General features: G+C 47.5%; 16 protein-coding genes, 1 tRNA gene and 1 pseudogene. 13 read left to right on the top strand and 5 right to left on the bottom strand.

Translation table 11 applies throughout. The annotated features are described in order from the left end of the window. Nucleotides 1–79 precede the first annotated feature (79 nt). The gene (locus MiSe_RS40115; protein WP_226591296.1) at nt 80–286 is read left to right on the top strand and encodes a hypothetical protein; all 207 of its coding nucleotides are present in this window, start codon (nt 80–82) and stop codon (nt 284–286) included. 303 nt (nt 287–589) lie between these two features. Then, nucleotides 590–1,036 (top strand): annotated as a pseudogene (locus MiSe_RS54220) (RNA-guided endonuclease InsQ/TnpB family protein); the annotation flags it as partial. 179 nt (nt 1,037–1,215) lie between these two features. Here MiSe_RS54220 and MiSe_RS40100 read toward each other — a convergent pair. Beyond that, nucleotides 1,216–1,307: transfer RNA gene (locus tag MiSe_RS40100), tRNA-Ser, on the bottom strand. 58 nt (nt 1,308–1,365) lie between these two features. Further along, nucleotides 1,366–1,689, bottom strand: coding sequence for a hypothetical protein (locus tag MiSe_RS40095; RefSeq protein ID WP_226591290.1), 324 nt, complete (start codon nt 1,687–1,689; stop codon nt 1,366–1,368). A gap of 462 nt (nt 1,690–2,151) precedes the next feature. Here MiSe_RS40095 and MiSe_RS40090 point away from each other — a divergent pair, with 462 nt between their 5' ends. Then, a complete protein-coding gene (locus tag MiSe_RS40090) occupies nt 2,152–3,399 on the top strand; it encodes a glycosyltransferase family 4 protein (protein WP_226591288.1) in 1,248 nt (415 codons plus the stop codon). A gap of 328 nt (nt 3,400–3,727) precedes the next feature. Here the strand turns inward: MiSe_RS40090 and MiSe_RS40085 are convergent, their stop codons facing one another. Beyond that, complete coding sequence (locus tag MiSe_RS40085) at nt 3,728–3,910, bottom strand: hypothetical protein (RefSeq protein ID WP_226591286.1); 183 nt, start codon at nt 3,908–3,910, stop codon at nt 3,728–3,730. A 1-nt stretch (nt 3,911) separates the two neighbouring features. Between MiSe_RS40085 and MiSe_RS40080 the strand changes: the two genes are divergently transcribed. Further along, on the top strand, nt 3,912–4,073 hold the full coding sequence (locus tag MiSe_RS40080; RefSeq protein WP_226591284.1) for a hypothetical protein: 162 nt from the start codon (nt 3,912–3,914) through the stop codon (nt 4,071–4,073). Between the two features lie 38 nt (nt 4,074–4,111). Here MiSe_RS40080 and alr read toward each other — a convergent pair whose 3' ends face one another. Then, on the bottom strand, nt 4,112–5,380 hold the full coding sequence (gene alr / locus MiSe_RS40075; RefSeq protein ID WP_226591282.1) for an alanine racemase: 1,269 nt from the start codon (nt 5,378–5,380) through the stop codon (nt 4,112–4,114). A 293-nt stretch (nt 5,381–5,673) separates the two neighbouring features. Here alr and MiSe_RS40070 point away from each other — a divergent pair, with 293 nt between their 5' ends. The 9 genes from MiSe_RS40070 (at nt 5,674) to msrA (ending at nt 18,271) form a co-directional block, all read left to right on the top strand. Continuing rightward, nucleotides 5,674–8,241, top strand: coding sequence for an adenylate/guanylate cyclase domain-containing protein (locus MiSe_RS40070; RefSeq protein ID WP_226591281.1), 2,568 nt, complete (start codon nt 5,674–5,676; stop codon nt 8,239–8,241). 377 nt (nt 8,242–8,618) lie between these two features. Next, a complete protein-coding gene (locus MiSe_RS40065) occupies nt 8,619–9,665 on the top strand; it encodes a cytochrome-c peroxidase (protein ID WP_226591279.1) in 1,047 nt (348 codons plus the stop codon). Then, a complete protein-coding gene (locus tag MiSe_RS54215) occupies nt 9,662–12,139 on the top strand; it encodes an adenylate/guanylate cyclase domain-containing protein (protein ID WP_226591276.1) in 2,478 nt (825 codons plus the stop codon). Before MiSe_RS40065 ends, MiSe_RS54215 begins: the two co-directional genes overlap by 4 nt. A gap of 44 nt (nt 12,140–12,183) precedes the next feature. After that, on the top strand, nt 12,184–13,317 hold the full coding sequence (locus MiSe_RS40055) for an aromatic ring-hydroxylating oxygenase subunit alpha (protein ID WP_226591274.1): 1,134 nt from the start codon (nt 12,184–12,186) through the stop codon (nt 13,315–13,317). Between the two features lie 195 nt (nt 13,318–13,512). Further along, entirely contained in the window at nt 13,513–14,010 is a 498-nt protein-coding gene (locus MiSe_RS40050) for an HNH endonuclease (RefSeq protein WP_226591300.1), read from the top strand. Between the two features lie 196 nt (nt 14,011–14,206). Further along, nucleotides 14,207–15,475 (top strand): DHH family phosphoesterase, encoded by a 1,269-nt coding sequence (locus MiSe_RS40045; protein ID WP_226591272.1) that lies wholly within the window; start codon nt 14,207–14,209, stop codon nt 15,473–15,475. A gap of 72 nt (nt 15,476–15,547) precedes the next feature. Then, entirely contained in the window at nt 15,548–16,042 is a 495-nt protein-coding gene (gene sixA / locus MiSe_RS40040) for a phosphohistidine phosphatase SixA (RefSeq protein WP_226591270.1), read from the top strand. Between the two features lie 168 nt (nt 16,043–16,210). Continuing rightward, nucleotides 16,211–17,350 (top strand): citrate synthase, encoded by a 1,140-nt coding sequence (locus tag MiSe_RS40035; protein WP_226591268.1) that lies wholly within the window; start codon nt 16,211–16,213, stop codon nt 17,348–17,350. A 261-nt stretch (nt 17,351–17,611) separates the two neighbouring features. Further along, entirely contained in the window at nt 17,612–18,271 is a 660-nt protein-coding gene (gene msrA, locus MiSe_RS40030; RefSeq protein WP_226591298.1) for a peptide-methionine (S)-S-oxide reductase MsrA, read from the top strand. On the opposite strand, the gene MiSe_RS40025 is transcribed toward msrA, so the two are convergent. Continuing rightward, nucleotides 18,260–18,472 (bottom strand): hypothetical protein (locus MiSe_RS40025; RefSeq protein ID WP_226591267.1); only part of this gene is annotated, 213 nt, incomplete at its 5' end. The genes msrA and MiSe_RS40025 overlap by 12 nt on opposite strands.

Here is an 18,472-nt window from a genome sequence, read left to right as displayed (position 1 = left end):
TGTCTCAGTTAACTATTGACGGGCAGACTTGGGTAAACGTTCGCCCGAATATTTGGTCTTTTGCGGTGAGGATAAGCTGATGATACTGATTTGGGGAGAGCAAGAATTTGTTAATGTGACCGCAATCGCATCCCCACTGTTACCGCCTCAGGAGACTCGTGTCAGTCCGTGGGATACTTGGGAGTTTCGCGGTCTCTGGAATCAGCATCGGCTGATTTCCCAGGGGTTCCCCCCTCATAACTTGCCGCTGTCGTACCCAGTGCCGTGGCAATTCTATGCCAGATAATTGACTGGGGATTTTATTGTAGCTAATTCTGAGTTCCTCTCCCAAGAGACGGATGGGGCGATACGCCAGGGTGCTTTCGCGAAGCTTGTGCGTCAGCACGTATCGCGGGCGGTTTTTCTGTTTTCTTGTATCCGGGACTACTCTGGCAGAAAGCATACGACCGACATCCAGGAGCTGCTTACCTAATAGTTCAGTCGCATTTCATCCACCAGATAAATCGTGGTGGATGAAATGCGATGGGTGCGGTTTTAACCGCAGTCAATATGCTGAAAATGGTTAATTTTTGTGCGTAATATCAGCATTCAACCCACTGGTAAAACAATTGGGTTGGACGTCGGATTGTCAGCTTTCTATACCGATTCTCAATGTCAGAAAGTAGAAAATCCCCGTCACCTGCGTAAGTCCGAAAAGGCTCCATCAGCGATTGCAGCGCCGCGTTTCTAAAAGGAAAAATGGTTATTAGCGATGCTGCAAGGGTCGCAGTTCACGCAGTGGTTGGAGTATTTGGGCAAAGTGTATGGTCGGGTTGTGGTATCTGTACCACCGCAATATACAAGCCAAAAATGCTCTAATTGTGGTAAAACTGTGAAAAAATCACTGTCTTTCCCCACCCATATTTGTGAATGTGGATGCCTGCTAGACCAAGACCATAATTTGGCGGCAATCAATATTTTGGCTCAGGCGCTAAAACAGACTGGTTATCAATGTCGTACCGTGGGACACAGGTCAACTTTAAACGCGCAGGCGTGAGAAGATCGTCTACTCCGACTTGGCAACAAGCCTGAGCAAGATCGCACGCCCGTGCCAAGAATCCCCCATCTTTTAAGTGGGAGAGTGTCAAATAATGACTCGTCTTTGGGCAGGTAAGGGACTATGACCCCTTACCCTCGTTCCCCAGGCGTTCGCCTGGGAACGCCCATAACTTAAAACGGAGAGGGAGGGATTCGAACCCTCGGATGGGTCTTACGAGTCCATCAACAGATTAGCAATCTGCCGCTTTCGACCACTCAGCCACCTCTCCAGGGTGACGAAAATATATTGTAGCAGAACTTCAGTATTTTAAGCTAATAATTTTCACTCTAGTCGTTTTTTAATTCAGAAACCAGCCGTTTAAACAATAGCTTCGCCCCGGGTGCAGCAACGGGAGTGCGTACCAGTTTGAGCGGGCGACCTGCTGATTTTTCCCCATCTAGTAGGTTGCCTAGCTGTTCGCCGATGTCATTCTGCGGGCGCTTACGCTTGACTTCGCGCCGCGTCAACACCCACTGCCACAACGCCATCCGGCACAAATCCGATCCGCCCACTCGGTCAAGTTCTTTACCCCCCCAATAATTTGCCGCTGTCCTACCCTGTGCCGTGGCAAGTTTACCCTCGGTAGTTAAATCCCTGGGGATTCTTTGCATATTTTGTTTGCTCCTGGTACAATTACCTAACACGCACACTCGTTGGTCTAAAGGTTATGATTTTCGTTCCAAGACCGCGCTTAGCATTATTGGCGATCGCATGTCTGATCCCATAAGCTGACCCAATCGCAGTTGCGACCCTTGTCCAACAATCGGCTAGAGAAATCAGTTACGCAACGAAACGGATTGGAGTATGGACAACAAGGAGAACTTATCTGTCTCGCCTTCAGGTTCCTCATCGGTTTCCATCCGGGAACGGCGTGCAACTATTGAAGCCAACAGCAATCATCCTTAAGTCTCATATCAGGGAGCGATAAATTCTCTCCCTTAGCTGATGCGCCCTCTTTCTGCTGTGCTTTACTCTAAAAAATGAAAATTTATCAAAGTTCCCTGGGCAGAAGAGGCAGCACAGTAAAATCAGTCCTCCAATTCGCTCCAGCTGTCGTTTAACTCAACAAACCTATGGTCACAACAAGCAAAAAGCACATTGCCTTGATTTCCGTCCACGGCGATCCAGCGATTGAAATCGGTAAGGAAGAAGCAGGCGGACAAAATGTATATGTGCGTCAGGTAGGGGAAGCCCTGGCAAAGCAGGGATGGCAAGTTGATATGTTTACGCGCAAAGCCAGTCCCGACCAATTAGACATTGTTGAACATAGCCCCTATTGCCGCACAATTCGCTTAACTGCTGGTCCGGTGGAATTTATTCCACGGGACAATCTTTTTGAGTATTTGCCAACGTTTGTTGCACAAATACTTAACTTTCAGCAGGAATCGGGGGTTACCTATCCTTTGGTACACACGAACTACTGGCTGTCCTCTTGGGTGGGGATGCAGCTAAAGAAAATTCAAGGCAGCAAGCAGGTTCATACCTACCACTCCTTGGGTGCGGTGAAGTACCAGTCGGTAACCACAATTCCCCTGATTGCCGGAACTCGGTTAGCGACGGAAAAGGCGGTATTGGAAACAGGGGATCGGATTGTCGCTACCAGTCCCCAGGAAAAAGAACACATGCGGACGATGGTTTCCACCAAAGGCAATATCGATATCATTCCCTGCGGTACCGATGTGCGTCGGTATGGTTCGATTGCACGTCAAGAGGCGCACACCAAACTGGGTATCGACCCGGATGCCAAGGTGGTGCTGTACGTAGGACGCTTTGACTACCGCAAAGGAATTGAAACCTTGGTGCGTGCGGTCAATCTTTCCCAACTGCGTTCTGATATCCATCTGATTATCGGTGGCGGTTCTCGTCCCGGTCAAAGCGATGGCATTGAGCGCGATCGCATCGAGGGTATTGTCAACGAGTTGGGTATGCGTGAGTTCACCACCTTCCCCGGACGCATCGGCGAACAAGAACTTCCCTACTATTACGGTGCTGCCGATCTGTGCGTTGTTCCCAGTCACTACGAACCTTTTGGTTTAGTGGCAATCGAAGCAATGGCAAGCGGCATCCCCGTCGTCGCTAGCGATGTGGGCGGCCTTCAATTCACCGTTGTGTCGAAAGAAACTGGCTTACTCTGTCCGCCCCAGGATGAAGTCTCGTTTGCCGGTGCAATCGACTCGATTCTCTCTAACCCCGAATGGCGAAGTCTTTTGGGTCACAATGCCCGCAAGCGGGTAGAAAAAATGTTCAGCTGGGATGGCGTTGCTAACCAACTGAGCGAACTCTACACCGAATTGCTCGCCCTTCCGGCTGAAGTCGCATAAAAAAACTCGCTCAAGTTGGCGCTTGAACAAGTTTTAATTCCATCGGGACGGGTTATCCCATACCAGCTGTTTCCCCACAGTCATACGGATCTAACCCGCCCCTATTTCCACAAATTTTTTCTGCAAGCGAGACAACCAAATCTACTCATGGTAAATTTGGCATTGATTATTTATTAGTCTTTCCAGAGAAAAATGCAATCAACTACTGGCGCTGCTCTCCGCATGTTGACAACGGAGAGTTGAGCGCCTTTTGTTTAAGATTGATTCTTAGTTAGACTCATGTACAATAGCATATCAAACGATATCTGTCAAAGACCCATAGATAGATTTAGGGCAGGTGGGCAGGTGGGATTTGGAAGAGGACGCGGTGACGCAAAGCAAAAATTGGTTGTAGGGGCACGGCGACCGAAAACCTTCTGGTTGAGGGCAGGCGTTTTTGGGGCACGGTAGGAGAAAACCTTCTCGTTGAGGGCAGGCGCTGATTGATGTTCCCTACCAGGATCGTTGACACGATGGAAAACGTCTATAATTCCGATGCAGACGGATTCGGTATCACCTGCGCTGAGCAAGCAAAAATTGATTTTTGGGGCACGGCGACCGAAAACCTTCTGGTTGAGGGCAGGCGTTTTTGGGGCACGGTAGGAGAAAACCTTCTCGTTGAGGGCAGGCGCTGATTGATGTTCCCTACCAGGATCGTTGACACCTAACCTGCTCACCTGCTCACGGCGACGCGGGGTAGGCGATGCTTGAATGAGCAGAGAATTTCCCAGGAAATGGTTCCTAAAGTGGCAGCCCAATCATCGGCTGAAATAAAATTATTGCCATCTTGTCCCAAGAGGGTAACTACCTCGCCCACTTGCAAGTCAGGAATCGCACTCGCATCGAGCATCAACTGATCCATCGTTATTGCTCCTATTTGGGGTATCATCTGACCTCGGATAGAGACTTTCATTTTGTGGGAAAGGTTGCGGGGGACGCCATCGGCGTAGCCAATGCCAACTACCGCCAGTAGCATTTCTCGATCGGCGATGAATTGATGACCGTAGCTAACGCCGGTTCCTGGGGGAATAATTTTTACTTGGGTAACCCGTGCTTTTACTTGTAGAACGGGTTTGAGGTCAATCGTTGGTTGCAGGTGGGGTGCTGGGTAAAGTCCGTAAATACCCAAGCCTACCCGCACTAGATCGTAGTGCAATTGCGGATCGGTGAGGGTGGCGGCGGAGTTGGCTAGGTGCAGGCGGGGTATATTGATTCCGGCGGCGCGCAGGTTGGCGATCGCATTCTCAAACCGCTGCTGTTGCAGTTGCATCACCGTTGGGTCTGGACTATCGGCGGTTGCTAGGTGCGAATATATACTGGCTATTCGCAGGTGGGGACAGCGGGAAACAAGCTGTAAAAACTCTACCGCCTGCTGCCACGGCACGCCCAGACGCGACATGCCGGTATCTAATTTGACATGTACTGCTCCGGATTGATGCAGGGAACTGAGAGTTTGTTCAAACACCCTCGCTTGTTGGGGGGAGACGAGGGTAGGTTGAAGCGAAAAATGAGCCAGCGCGCGAATTTGCTCTGGGGAATGAGTAGCGCCTAAGATAAGAATAGGTGCATCAATGCCAGCTTTTCGCAGTTCGATGCCCTCGCCAATGGTTGCGACTCCCAGCCAAGTGGCTCCATGTTGCAAGACAGTTTGGGCGACAGTCACAGCGCCATGACCGTAAGCATCCGCTTTTACCACCGCCATTAGTTGTGCATTCACCGATAGCAAACGCTTGACTTGTCGCACGTTATGGGCTAAAGCTGCTAAATCAATTTCCACCCAGGCGCGTTCGCGCAGCTCGGTTGAGCTAATCTCCTGTTGTAGAAGATGCTCTCTGGCACTGATGCTGTGACGGGGTGGAATTTCTACTCGCTCGGTCTTTTTTGGCGGGGTATCCCGGTCGATAATACTTGAACTGACAGGGGTATTTAGATCGTCTAACATTGCGGTTCACTCCTCTATTTGCGCCCATTTTTGGCTTCTGTAGGGGCAAGCTTTAACTACAGATCTCAGATCTCGTTTTCACAAGTGACATGCTAGCCAAGTCTATCCCTACTTCCGATTAGCTGGATTAACCAGGCAGTTTATCGACATAGCGGTATTTACACAAGAGTAGAAGAGTTTAGATCCGCAATAGTACGCAAGTTTTCTGTGCAATTTTCGGACAAAATGACAAATAAAGCACGGTGGAAGAGCGATCAAACGGGTGTTGCAAGCACGAGGGGCCTTGAGATTTCATGAGTCTGCGACACAAAATAATAGTGGTAATAGGCGCGACAGTTGTCGGGTTGGTTGGCGGTTTGTACGCAACTTCATCAACGATTTTATCGGGCAGCATCCAAAAAGCAGAAGAACAGCATACCCGTCAAGTCGTTAAGGAAGTTTTGAGTATTTTCGCGCAAAACCAGCAAGACTTTAATTCCCGGTTTGTCGATTGGTCTGCTTGGGATGAAACATACAGCTTTATCGAAGATGGGAATAAAGATTACATCGAATCGCATCTGATGGCAGAAAACCTGGCTAACCTAAAAGTTAACTTGGTATTGTACGTTCATCGCTCCGGTAGAATTGTCTTTGGCAGCGGGTTCGATGTGAAAAAGCGGCAAATTTCGCCCCTGCCAAAGGAGTTATACCAATTTCCCACGAAATCGCAGAATTCCTGGCAACGGCATCTTTCTGCCAATCACCCGCTTTTGGTACATGCCAATTCTCAAAGCAAGCAATCCGGAATCTTGCTGGTGAAGCAAGGGATTTTGCAAATTACCTCCCACCCTATTTTGACCAGTAAAGGGACAGGTTCTTACCGAGGAACGGTGATTTTTGGGCGCTATTTAGACGCGCTGGCAATTAAAAGATTAACTCGAACTGTTGGTTCGGCGGTGACAATCTACCGGATGGATGATGACAAAATGCCCCCCGACTTGCAAGCGGTGGGAAAGGCTTTAGTAAATCAGAAATGGCAGAACCAGGGAGAGAGAGACTATACCCAATACCCGATTTTAGTTCGTTCCCTGTCGGGGGGAGCGATGGCAGGCTATACCATTATCAACGACATCTACGGCAAACCAGCGCTATTGCTGCGGGTAGAAGTCGAGGGAAACATTTACCAGTTTGGTCAAAGGAGCCAACGCTATTTGATCCTATCCGTTTTGGTGGCAATCCCGATCTTTGGTGGCGTTACCTTGTTCTTGGTGGAACGATTAGTTTTATTTCGGATAGCGCGTTTGAGTGCTGGCGTGAGTCGCATAAGTAAGTGTAGCAACCTTTCAGCGCGCTTATCGATCGGTGGGAACGATGAATTATCCCGCTTGGCGGACGCGATTAATAGTATGCTGGCAGCATTGGAACATTCCCAGCGCCAGCAACAGGAAAGCGAACAACGTTACCGCGCCGTCATCGAACAAAGTTCGGAAGGTATTTTTCTATTTGATGCCCAAACAGGACGCATTTTAGAAGCCAACACCGCGTTTCGGCAACTTTTGGGTTACTCTGATGATATTTTAAGGCTGACAATCTACGATTTTATTGCCTGCGATCGCGAAAGCATCCACCATGATGTTCAACGTATCCTAGCAGAACAACACCTGTTTATCGGCGAGAGGCGCTACCGCCGTCGCGATGGTTCCTTATTGCAAGTGGAAGTATCTGCCAGCTTGATTTTATCCGGTGGGGAGCAAGTACTGTGTGCCGTTGTGCGCGACATTACCTCTCGCAAGCAAGTTGAACAAGCACTGCGACAAGCAGAAGCGAAATATCGCCAGATTTTTGAGAACGCCGCACAGGGAATCTACCAAAGTAGCGTTGACGGACGCTACATTAGCGCCAACACCGCCTTGGCTAAACTATATGGTTATCGCTGTGCGGAAGAACTGATGGCGAATATTACTAACATCGGACAGCAAGTTTACGTTGACCCCAACCGATATGCTAAGTTTGTTTCTGCAATGCACAAATACGATACCGTGTCAAGGTTTGTATCGCAAGTTTATCGCGCCAATCGCAGCACGATTTGGATTTCAGAAACGGCGCGTGCAGTGTATGATAGCGAGGGCAACCTGCTTTATTATGAAGGCACGGTTGAAGATATCACCGAGCGCAAGGTAGTAGCAGAAGCTTTGCGCTATCAACAGGAAGAATCCGAGCGCCTGCTATTGAATATTTTGCCAGGGCCGATTGCCGCGCGGTTACAACTGGCAGAAGATACTATCGCCGACAGCTTTGCAGAGGTAAGCGTTTTGTTTGCCGATTTGGTTGGCTTTACGCAGATTTGCTCTGAAATTCCGCCAACGCAACTGGTTTCGCTGTTAAACGAGATTTTCTCAACCTTTGATAATTTAGCAGAACAGCATGGGTTGGAAAAAATCAAAACAATTGGGGATGCTTATATGGTAGCGGGAGGACTGCCGTTAACCCAAACGAATCACGCCGAAGCTGTCGCCGAAATGGCGTTGGATATGCTGGAAGCGATCGCTCAATTTACCGCCAAACATGGTAAAGCTTTTAGCCTCCGCATCGGCATTAACACCGGCCCCGTGGTTGCCGGGGTAATTGGCATTAAAAGACTAATCTACGATTTGTGGGGCGATACTGTCAATATTGCCAGCCGCATGGAATCTCAAGGAATACCTGGGTGCATTCAGGTGACAGAGGCAACTTACGAGCGGTTGCGAGATAATTATATATTTGAGCAGCGAGGCGCGATTCAAGTCAAAGGTAAAGGCGAGATGACGACTTATCTGCTAATTGGGAAAAAAGTTCCTATTCTTGCCTCCCAGCTATTAGAACAAGAAATTCCCTTGGTTTAGCTGGGTTTATTCCCAATCAACCCTTTTGTGCTATTAACATAAGTTGCTAGTTACATCGAGCCAAACAAACCCGGTTTCCAGCAATTATCCTGGGTTTGACACGGAGAAATCGACGCAGACACCGGGTTTCTGACGCCAAACAAACCCGGTTTCCAGCAATTATCCTGGGTTTGACACGGAGAAATCGACGCAGAAACCGGGTTTCTGACTGCTGACGGCAAAACCCTGTTAATCCAATTACCAATTACCAATTACCCATTACCGCTGTCACAACTATTAACTAGCAACTTTTATTCTCTCTTTTACCTTGCAAGTAAGGCAACTGGGGGGTTAGTTTTTGATTGTACCCATGACCCATTACCCATGACCGATTACCCATGTTGTTTTACTTCAATCAACGATTAATTAGACGGTTTTCTATCATATTGGTGGCGATTGTACCGATGGCGATCGCGATGGCATTTTGGCAGCAAACATACCACAGACAGGAACCCCAGATAGAAACCGCTGACAATAGGGTAACCCAAGTCAGTACGGTCAACGAACCGATCCAACCAATTGAGAGCGTGGTGCAACAGGATAAAACAAAGGTAGCACTGGGGGATACACTTTTCCACGAACCCCAACTATCCCATACAAATACTATTTCCTGTGCTAGTTGCCACAACTTGAGTACGGGTGGTGTAGATAGATTGGTGCGTTCAATTGGCGTTAATGGGGTAATAAATTCTGTTAATTCGCCTACTGTATTTAACAGCGGATTTAATTTTAGACAAGATTGGAATGGGGGTTTCGATACTTTAGAAGAGCATCTCGATAGTGCTATCAAAAACCCACAAAGAATGGCTTCTTCTTGGGATGAAATTATCGGCAAGCTGAAGCGATCGCCCTATTATGTAAAAGTCTTTAGCCAAATATATAAGGACGGAATTACATCTGACAACGTTGTTGATGCGATCGTGACGTTTGAGCGAGCGCTGATTACTCCTAATTCGCGCTTCGATAAATTTTTGCGCGGCGATGTTAGCGCCATTACTGAGGATGAAAAAGAAGGATATCGCCGGTTTAAAACTTATGGTTGTGTTTCCTGTCACCAGGGAGTAAATTTGGGTGGGAATCTGTTGCAAAAGTTTGGAATAATGGGGGATTATTTTACCGATCGCGGCAAGATTACTCAAGCAGACTTCGGACGGTTTAACATTACTGGAAAGGAAGAAGATCGATATGTTTTTAAAGTTCCTACCCTGCGGAATATTACCCTAACAGCGCCTTATTTTCACGATGGTTCAGCCGCAACCCTCGAGTCAGCGATCGCGATTATGGCTAAATATCAATTGGGACGCGAGTTGTCAAAAGAAACAGTTGATTTGATCGTCAAGTTTCTGACGACTCTGACGGGGGAATATCAAGGGAAGCCGTTATGAAGTTATTTAATGTTATTCTAATATTCCTCATCTCGCTTGCCTTGTGTCTGTTCGTATTTCTGTTTCATCAAACCCGGAATTTAGATTTCCAGCAGCACGATAATTTTACCAGCAATCTACTGCGAATTAAAGAAATAGATGCCCTGCTAAATCAGGATGTGGTTAAATCTCGCTCTGGACTGCTAACCTACTACGACCCACTGGCTAACAACTTTGCCGAACTGAAAAAACGACAGAAAAGATTAAATCAAATACCTAATTTTATCGAGCAATCGGGGCAAATTAAAATCAAAAAGCTGCTGGAATTGCAAAGGGAAGCTTATCGACAAAAAGAGCAACTGATAGAGCAATTCAAATCCCAAGAATCGATTTTAAAAAATTCCCTTTATTATTTTCCGACGTTAACTACAGAATTAGCGGAAAAAGCATCCCGAAAAGGCGATGAAAGACTCGCAGAACGGCTGGAAAATTTATTAAGAGATGTCTTAATTTATAACTTAACTCCCAGGGAAGAACTCGCACCGCAAATTCAGGGACAACTGGGGGTGCTATTAACAACTAGAAGTCAGTATTCTGACAAGGTAAACGGTGCGGATATCGAGCGAGTCATATTACATGGAAAAACGATTCTAACAAAGAAGCCTAAAGTAGATGCTTTAGTACAAGACATAGTATCGCAGCCGACTTCGCACCGCAGCGAGGAAGTTTACAAAGTCTACAATCAATACTATGAAAAAGCTGTAAAGAGAGTCAACTTGTACCGGATGCTGCTTTCGTTATTTTATGTAGTTGTTATCAGCACAATTTCGGCATATATTATTATCAGATTAGTCAATTCAGCTAAAACGGTCAGCGCGGCTAAAGAAAAACTACAGCAAGCATTATTATCGACCCAGTCAGCAGAAGAAAAATTTCGCAGCATCTACGAAAACTCCACCGATGGGATTTTCCAAACAACACCGGATGGAAAATATATCAGCGCCAATCCTACTTTAGCGCGGATTTATGGATACTCTTCCCCAGAAGAACTGATCGCCAGCATCGACGATATCAAACTAAAAGTTTATGTAGATCCAAACAGGCGTAGCGAATTTATCGCGGCGATGGAAAAGCACAATACAATATCTCAGTTTGAGTCCCAAGTTTATCGCAAAGATGGCAGCATTACCTGGATATCGGAAAACGCACGCGCGGTAAAAGATGACAATGGCGTCTTACTTTACTACGAAGGTACTGTGGAAGATATTGCTCAACGCAAGCTGACAGAAGGAATATTACAGGAAAGCGATATCAAGTTACGACTGCAACAACTGGCGTTAATGGAATTATCAAAATGCCATCCTCTCTACGAAGGAGATTTAGATGCTGCATTGCGGGAAATTACCGAAACAGCAGCTTTTACCTTGGGCGTCGAGCGAGTTAGCGTTTGGTTTTACAATGAAGATGGCTCAAAGCTTCACTGCGTAGATTTGTACCAACTGAGTTCAAACCAACATGCAAAAAATTTTGAGTTGGGTGCAAGTGACTATCCCGGATATTTTAAAGCATTGGAAGCCGCAGAACGAGCGATCGCAGCCAATGATGCACATACGGATCCTCGCACTTGCGAGTTTGCGGCGTCTTATCTACCTTCATTGGGGATATACTCGATGTTAGATGTGCCGATTCGGTTGGGTAAACGAACCGTGGGAGTATTATGTCACGAACATGTCGGATATCCCCGCGAGTGGACGCTGGAAGAAGAAAACTTTGCCAGTTATTTGGGATATATGGCATCCTTGGCGATGGAAGCAAGCGATCGCAAAAAAGCTCAAGCAGCTTTGCGCCTCGAACAAGAAAAATCCGAGCGACTGCTGCTGAATATCTTACCAGAAGCGATCGCACAGCGCCTGAAGCAAGAGCAAGGTTCAATCGCCGATAGTTTCGAGTCAGTCAGCGTCTTATTTGCCGACATTGTTGGCTTTACCCAACTATCATCCCGCATTGCTCCCACAGAATTGGTAAACTTACTCAATCAAATATTTTCTGCCTTTGACCATTTAGCCGATCGCCATGGATTGGAGAAAATTAAAACCATAGGCGATGCTTACATGGTAGTCTCTGGCTTACCGATGCCGAGAGGCGATCATGCAGAAGCGATCGCAGAAATGGCGCTAGACATGCAACAAGCCATCATAAAATTTACCAATACCACCGGCATCGCCTTAAATATCCGCATCGGCATTCACAGCGGTCCTGTCGTTGCAGGTGTCATAGGTATTAAAAAGTTTATTTACGACCTCTGGGGCGACACTGTCAATATTGCCAGTCGTATGGAATCCCAAGGCATCCCCGGTCACATCCAAGTATCTGGTTTCACTTATGAATTATTACAGCATAAGTATCATTTTCAACACCGAGGCATCATCCAAGTCAAAGGCAAAGGCGAAATGACAACATATTTACTGAATGAGAGAAAATATTCTAGCAATTAGCAATTACCAATTAGCAATTAGCAATTAGCAATTAGCAATTAGCAATGACCCAATTTCACAAAACAGCATCAACCTTAATTGCCGGTGCTAAAACCCTACCGGGAGAATACTACACATCCGCAGAAATTTACCAGCGAGAAAGAGAGCGCATATTCAACTCCCGCTGGTTATGCATCGGACGTGGCGAACAAATTCCCCACCCAGGTAACTACTTGCTCGTTAATATTGGCACTGAAAGTATTATTGTAGTCCGCAACAACAACGGCGAAGTGCGCTCCTTTTATAACGTCTGCCGACATCGCGGCACGCGCTTATGCCAGCAATCTCAAGGAACTTTTAACAATACAATTTCCTGTCCCTATCATGCCTGGAGTTATAACTTAGACGGAGAATTAAATGCAGCACCATTAATGAACGAATTAGACTATTTCTGCAAAGAAGATTACCCGCTGCACAAGGTGGCAATAGAAACATGGGAAGGATTTCTCTTTCTCAACCTCGCACCCAATCCCGAACCCTTCGCCAACGCCTTTGCGCCGTTAATTAATAAATTTACCCAGTGGCATTTGCCCAAACTTCGAGTTGCTCAACGCATCGAATACAACATCCAAGCAAACTGGAAACTGATACTTCAGAATTATTCCGAATGCTATCATTGCCCCCTCGTGCATCCAAAACTTGCTCAAATGTCTTTCTATCGCAGCGGCGAAAACGATTTATTTTCTGGCGCTATCCTGGGGGGATTTATGAAACTTAACGATAACGCCCTTAGTCTGACAATCAGCGGTAAGCGTTGCGGAAAACCTTTAGGCGAAGTGGGTGGAGAAGACTTAAAACGAGTTTACTATTATTCAATTTTCCCCAATTTATTGCTCAGCCTTCATCCGGATTATGTAATGTTTCATACATTATGGCCCCAAAGTCCGAACCAAACGCGCATTGTTTGCGAATGGTTATTCGACCCCAATACAATGGCACAACCGGGTTTTGACCCCGCTGATGCGGTAGAGCTTTGGGACTTAACCAATCGACAAGACTGGGAAATCTGCGAGTTAACCCAGCAAGGCGTGAGTTCCCGCGCTTACACCCCCGGTGTATATTCCAGTTCAGAGAGCTTACTAGCAGCGATTGACCAAGAAGTATTGAAAGCACTGGCAATGGAGCGGGTGAGCGGGTGAGCGGGTGAGCAGGTGAGCAAATTAAGTTGATAAAAATTGCTTTTCCCCTGTAAGCGATAATTTTTCCTTAAATCTCTCTTACAATCGCACCTACCCACCTGCTCACCTGCTCCCCTGCACCCCTGCACAAAGATGACAGACCCAGAGGGTACTGTGTTACCATCACTGATAAAAGCTTTTGTCTATCGCTACCCAATGGGCAAGGTTCTGGTATTAAATGCCTCCTACGAACCACTCAACATCACTAGCTGGCGTCGAGCGGTCATTCTATTGATTAAGGGCAAGGCAGAACAAATAGAGCATAACGGCAAGTACGTTTATTCCGGATATCCGCTACCAACGGTGATCCGACTGCGACACTACGTCCAGGTGCCTTACAAGGAAATTCCTTTAACCCGCCGAAATATATTGCATCGAGATAGCCACACTTGTCAATACTGTGGTTATACGGGTGACGACTTAACACTGGATCACGTAAATCCGCGCTCGCGGGGCGGCGGCGATACATGGGAAAATATGGTCACAGCCTGTGTCCGATGTAACATAAAGAAAGGAAACCGCACCCCCGTCGAAGCCAACATGCCCCTGAGATATATGCCCCGCAAACCCTATAGCAGTCTATACTTTGAAGTCGCCAAACACCTCAAGAGCGGTTCGCATCAAGAGTGGCGCAAATATGTGATCGGCATTTAACAAACCTGCACCCCCTGTGCAGGTTTTTTGTTAAAGGGGAGATGTAGAGGGTTTTCTCGCCTCTGGTGTACGGTTCTAGCCGCCCGGTGGAGGTATGTTGTTTGCCGATTTTTTTGCGAAGATCTAAGTATAGCAATTCACTTTCGCGCCGAGTTGAGTGAAGTTTCTATACCATACATTTATATTCCCAGAACCTATGCAATCTCGTTCCCTGAAGCAGCTCGACCGTTTGACAGTAGCACAGGCGCTTGCAGTAGCAGAAGATACCGATGCAGTCAAGGAGCGTGCGACGACGCCATTGCCCGCTGACACCAAAAACCAAACCGAGCAGCGATGGTCACCGGCAAAAAATCTGGCACAGGAAAGGGCGTCGTTACTACAGCAAACGTTAGAGCGACACCGGGATGAGCGTCAAATCGTGATTCTGCAAGATTTCCCAGACCCCGATGCCCTTTCCTGTGCCTGGGCGTATAAATTAATCGCCCAGCAATACAATATCGGGTGCGACATCGTTTACGCGGGCGCCCTTTCCCATCAAGAAAATATTGCCCTGGTTAAGCTTACTAACTTACCGGCGCAACGCTGGACGAGCCAAACGCTCAAAAATAAAGATTTATCCGCCTATAGCGGCTTTGTCTTAATTGATAATCAAGGAACGACCAGCCAGTTAATGCCTTTGGTGCAGCAAGCGGGGATTCCCACTACAGTGGTGATCGACCACCACCAAATGCAAGCCGATCTGCAGGCGGAATTTGCCGATATTCGCCCCAATATCCGGGCAACTGCCACGATTATGACCCAATACCTGCAAGCGGGGTTGCTGTCTTTTGATAGCAGTGTGGGCGATCACGTCAAGTGCGCTACCGCCCTGATGCACGGTTTGCGGTCGGATACCAACGGTTTGAGGCAAGCTCAGGAAGAGGAATTTTTAGCCGCAGCCTATCTGAGTCGATTTTACGACCATCAGTTGCTCAATGCCGTGCTACAGGCGACCAGATCTAGCCGCGTGATGGACGTGATCGAGCGCAGTCTGAAAAACCGCGTGGTGCAAAATAACTTCTCCATTGCTGGCGTGGGTTACTTGCGCTACGATGACCGCGATGCCATTCCCCAAGCAGCAGACTTTTTAGTGACAGAAGAAAACGTCCACACGGCAGTAGTCTACGGCATCGTTCACGACGAAGATGAAGAATTGGAAGTGGTAATTGGGTCCCTGCGAACCACTAAGCTGACTTTAGACCCGGATGAATTTATCAAAGAAGCGTTTGGTCAAGATAGTCAGGGACGCTTTTTCGGCGGCGGACGCATGATGGCGGGTGGGTTTGAAATCCCGATGGGTTTTTTGGGCGGTAGCAACGAGAATCCAGAGTACGCCCGGATGAAATGGCAGTTGTTTGATAGCCAAATCAAGCAAAAGCTGCTGAAATTGGTCAACCCCAAGGATAATCCCCTGGTAAATAAGTAGGGAATTTCAGATTTTAGATTTCAGATTTGAGATTCAATCTAAAATTTAGAATCTAAAATTCAAAATAGAAATATGCTGGAACTTTACTTAATTCGCCACGGGATTGCAGCAGCGCCGGAAAGCTACGAAACCGATGAGGAGCGTCCGCTGACCGATGAGGGGACGCAGAAAACCAAAAAGATGGCAAAGCGACTTTCCCAGTTAAAGCTGCACTTCGATTTGATTTTAACCAGTCCGCTGGTTCGGGCGCGCCAAACCGCCCTGATTTTGCAAACTGCTGGTCTATCATCCCAGGTGGAAGAATCAGATTATTTAGGATTCGATGGTGACATTTATAACTGGCTTCCCTGGCTAGAAACCTGGCACCAGGGAGGCGGTAGTTGCTTGGCGCTGGTGGGTCACGAACCTAACTTGGGCAATTGGGCAGAAACCCTGGTTTGGGGCAGTCCCCGTGGGAGTTTGATTCTCAAAAAAGCTGGCGTTATCGGGTTGACATTGCCGGAAACTGGTTCGCCTGTAGGTCATAGTTACCTATTCTGGCTCGTACCGCCGCGGCTGCTGCTCTAAGATGAAGTAGTGACATCCTGCCGACGCTGACTGCTAGGCGGTACAGCGCGGGACTTATAGCCCCCCACACCCCCCAGAAGTTAAATAATCCTGGTGAAAATGCGATCGCTCCCCAAGTTTTCTGGTAACGTAACCTGAGTGTAGTGTTCTCCTCCCACGGCTGGCAACATGACTGCTATTTGCGAGTACAAACCAGGTTTAGAAAACATCCCCGCTGCCCAATCCAGTATCAGTTACGTCGATGGACAAAAGGGCATTTTGGAATATCGGGGCATCAACATCGAAGAACTCGCAGAGAAAAGTACCTTCCTTGAGACCACTTACCTGTTAATCTGGGGCGCACTTCCCACTAAGGAAGAACTCCTTGCCTTCGAGCATGATATCCGCTACCACCGCCGGATTAAATACCGCATCCGGGACATGATGAAATGCTTTCCCGAAACTGGTCACCCAATGGATGCGCTGCAAGCTTCCGCTGCGGCTTTGGGATTGTTCTATTCGCGGCGCGCATTACCAGACCCAAGCTACATTCGTCAAGCGGTGGTGCGGCTGGTGGCAAAAATTCCCACGATGGTGGCGGCGTTCCAACTGATGCGGAAAGGCAACGACCCGATTCAACCCCGGGATGACTTGGACTATTCTGCCAACTTTTTGTACATGTTGAACGAGCGGGAACCCGACCCCTTGGCAGCGAGGATTTTCGATATCTGTCTGACGCTCCATGCCGAGCATACAATGAATGCCTCGACTTTCTCCGCCCGGGTCACCGCTTCAACGTTAACCGACCCCTATGCAGTAGTAGCATCAGCCGTAGGAACCCTGGCAGGGCCTTTGCACGGCGGGGCAAATGAAGAAGTAATCGATATGTTGGAAGAAATTGGCTCGGTGGAAAAAGTCCGCCCCTACATCGAGAATTGCATCGAACGCAAATCCAAGATTATGGGGTTTGGACACCGAGTTTACAAAGTCAAAGACCCCCGCGCCACGATTCTGCAAAAGCTGGCAGAACAGTTGTTTGAAAAGTTCGGCTACGACAAATACTATGACATCGCCCTGGAGTTAGAGCGAGTGATAGAGGAAAAACTCAGTCATAAGGGAATTTACCCGAACGTCGATTTTTACTCCGGGTTGGTTTATCGGAAAATGGGGATACCCACCGATTTGTTTACGCCGATATTTGCGATCGCTCGCGTCGCCGGATGGCTAGCCCACTGGAACGAACAACTGGCAGAAAACCGCATCTTCCGCCCCACCCAAATTTACACCGGCGATCACTCTATGCCCTACGTGCCGATTGAAAAAAGGTAATTGGTAATTGCTAATTGCTAATTGCTAATTGCTCATTGCCCCTACAGGTCGTAATTCCTTAGCAACGGTCAACGATATTATAGCAGATTGCAGCCGTATGCGCCTTTTGTGTAGCGGCAGCCTTAAGGCTGCCGCTACACAAAAGGCACAATCCGCTGTAAAGGCGAGAGCTTGTTCTGCCAACTCTCCTTGAAGCCGATCCTCATAGAGTCTTATATTAAGTAATGTAAACACTTATTTCACAAATCAGGATCAGAGTAAATTATGCTATTCGGATTTGGCAAAAAGCTAACCCTACCTAAACCTGAAGAAGCTTTGCCGGGACGGGCAGAACAAATGCCAGTCCCTGGGACGCACTTTGTCAACGGTAATCGATTAAAGCCCCCGTTTCCAGAGGGAATGGAAATGGCAATGTTTGGCATGGGGTGTTTCTGGGGTGCAGAACGCAAATTTTGGCAACTGAATGGAGTTTATACCACCGCAGTTGGCTACGCTGCGGGAGTGACGCCAAACCCCACTTATCAAGAAGTTTGTACGGGCATGACGGGTCACAATGAAGTTGTTTTTGTTGTGTACGATCCGAACGTCATTAGTTACGAACAACTGTTGAAAGTGTTCTGGGAAAGTCACGATCCGACCCAAGGAATGCGCCAAGGTAACGACGTTGGTACGCAATATCGTTCGGGAATTTATGTCTATTCCCAGTCGCAAAAAAAGCTGGCGTCAGCATCAAAAGCTGCTTACGATCAAGCGCTCAAAGGAGCAGGTTACGGAAAGATCAGCACTGAAATTTTAGATGCTCCCGAATTTTATTATGCGGAAGCTTACCATCAACAGTACCTGGCTAAAAATCCCGGTGGTTACTGTGGTTTGGGAGGGACAAAAGTTTGCTTCCCTGAGAATGTTTCATTAGGCAGTTAACAGTAGGGACACGGCGTTAGTAAGTGTTTTAATTAACCCAACAATATGCGGATGCCGTGTCCTTAATATTAACAGTAGGGACACGGCGTTAGTAAGTGTTTTAATTAACCCAACAATATGCGGATGCCGTGTCCTTAATATTAAGCGTAGGGACACGGCGTTAGTAAGTGTTTTAATTAACCCAACAATATGCGGATGCCG

The organism is Microseira wollei NIES-4236 (assembly GCF_020521235.1).
GTDB lineage: Bacteria > Cyanobacteriota > Cyanobacteriia > Cyanobacteriales > Aerosakkonemataceae > Microseira > Microseira wollei.
The sequence above is the reverse complement of the archived record's forward strand: the minus strand, read 5'-3'. Positions and strand labels throughout refer to the sequence as shown.

Excerpts from the sequence above, each read along its gene's own strand:
- MiSe_RS40115 (WP_226591296.1), top strand. The coding sequence starts at position 80 with ATGATACTGATTTGGGGAGAGCAAGAATTTGTTAATGTGACCGCAATC.
- MiSe_RS40095 (WP_226591290.1), bottom strand. The coding sequence starts at position 1,689 with ATGCAAAGAATCCCCAGGGATTTAACTACCGAGGGTAAACTTGCCACG.
- MiSe_RS40090 (WP_226591288.1), top strand. The coding sequence starts at position 2,152 with ATGGTCACAACAAGCAAAAAGCACATTGCCTTGATTTCCGTCCACGGC.
- MiSe_RS40080 (WP_226591284.1), top strand. The coding sequence starts at position 3,912 with ATGGAAAACGTCTATAATTCCGATGCAGACGGATTCGGTATCACCTGC.
- alr (WP_226591282.1), bottom strand. The coding sequence starts at position 5,380 with ATGTTAGACGATCTAAATACCCCTGTCAGTTCAAGTATTATCGACCGG.
- MiSe_RS40070 (WP_226591281.1), top strand. The coding sequence starts at position 5,674 with ATGAGTCTGCGACACAAAATAATAGTGGTAATAGGCGCGACAGTTGTC.
- MiSe_RS40065 (WP_226591279.1), top strand. The coding sequence starts at position 8,619 with ATGTTGTTTTACTTCAATCAACGATTAATTAGACGGTTTTCTATCATA.
- MiSe_RS54215 (WP_226591276.1), top strand. The coding sequence starts at position 9,662 with ATGAAGTTATTTAATGTTATTCTAATATTCCTCATCTCGCTTGCCTTG.
- MiSe_RS40055 (WP_226591274.1), top strand. The coding sequence starts at position 12,184 with ATGACCCAATTTCACAAAACAGCATCAACCTTAATTGCCGGTGCTAAA.
- MiSe_RS40050 (WP_226591300.1), top strand. The coding sequence starts at position 13,513 with ATGGGCAAGGTTCTGGTATTAAATGCCTCCTACGAACCACTCAACATC.
- MiSe_RS40045 (WP_226591272.1), top strand. The coding sequence starts at position 14,207 with ATGCAATCTCGTTCCCTGAAGCAGCTCGACCGTTTGACAGTAGCACAG.
- sixA (WP_226591270.1), top strand. The coding sequence starts at position 15,548 with ATGCTGGAACTTTACTTAATTCGCCACGGGATTGCAGCAGCGCCGGAA.
- MiSe_RS40035 (WP_226591268.1), top strand. The coding sequence starts at position 16,211 with ATGACTGCTATTTGCGAGTACAAACCAGGTTTAGAAAACATCCCCGCT.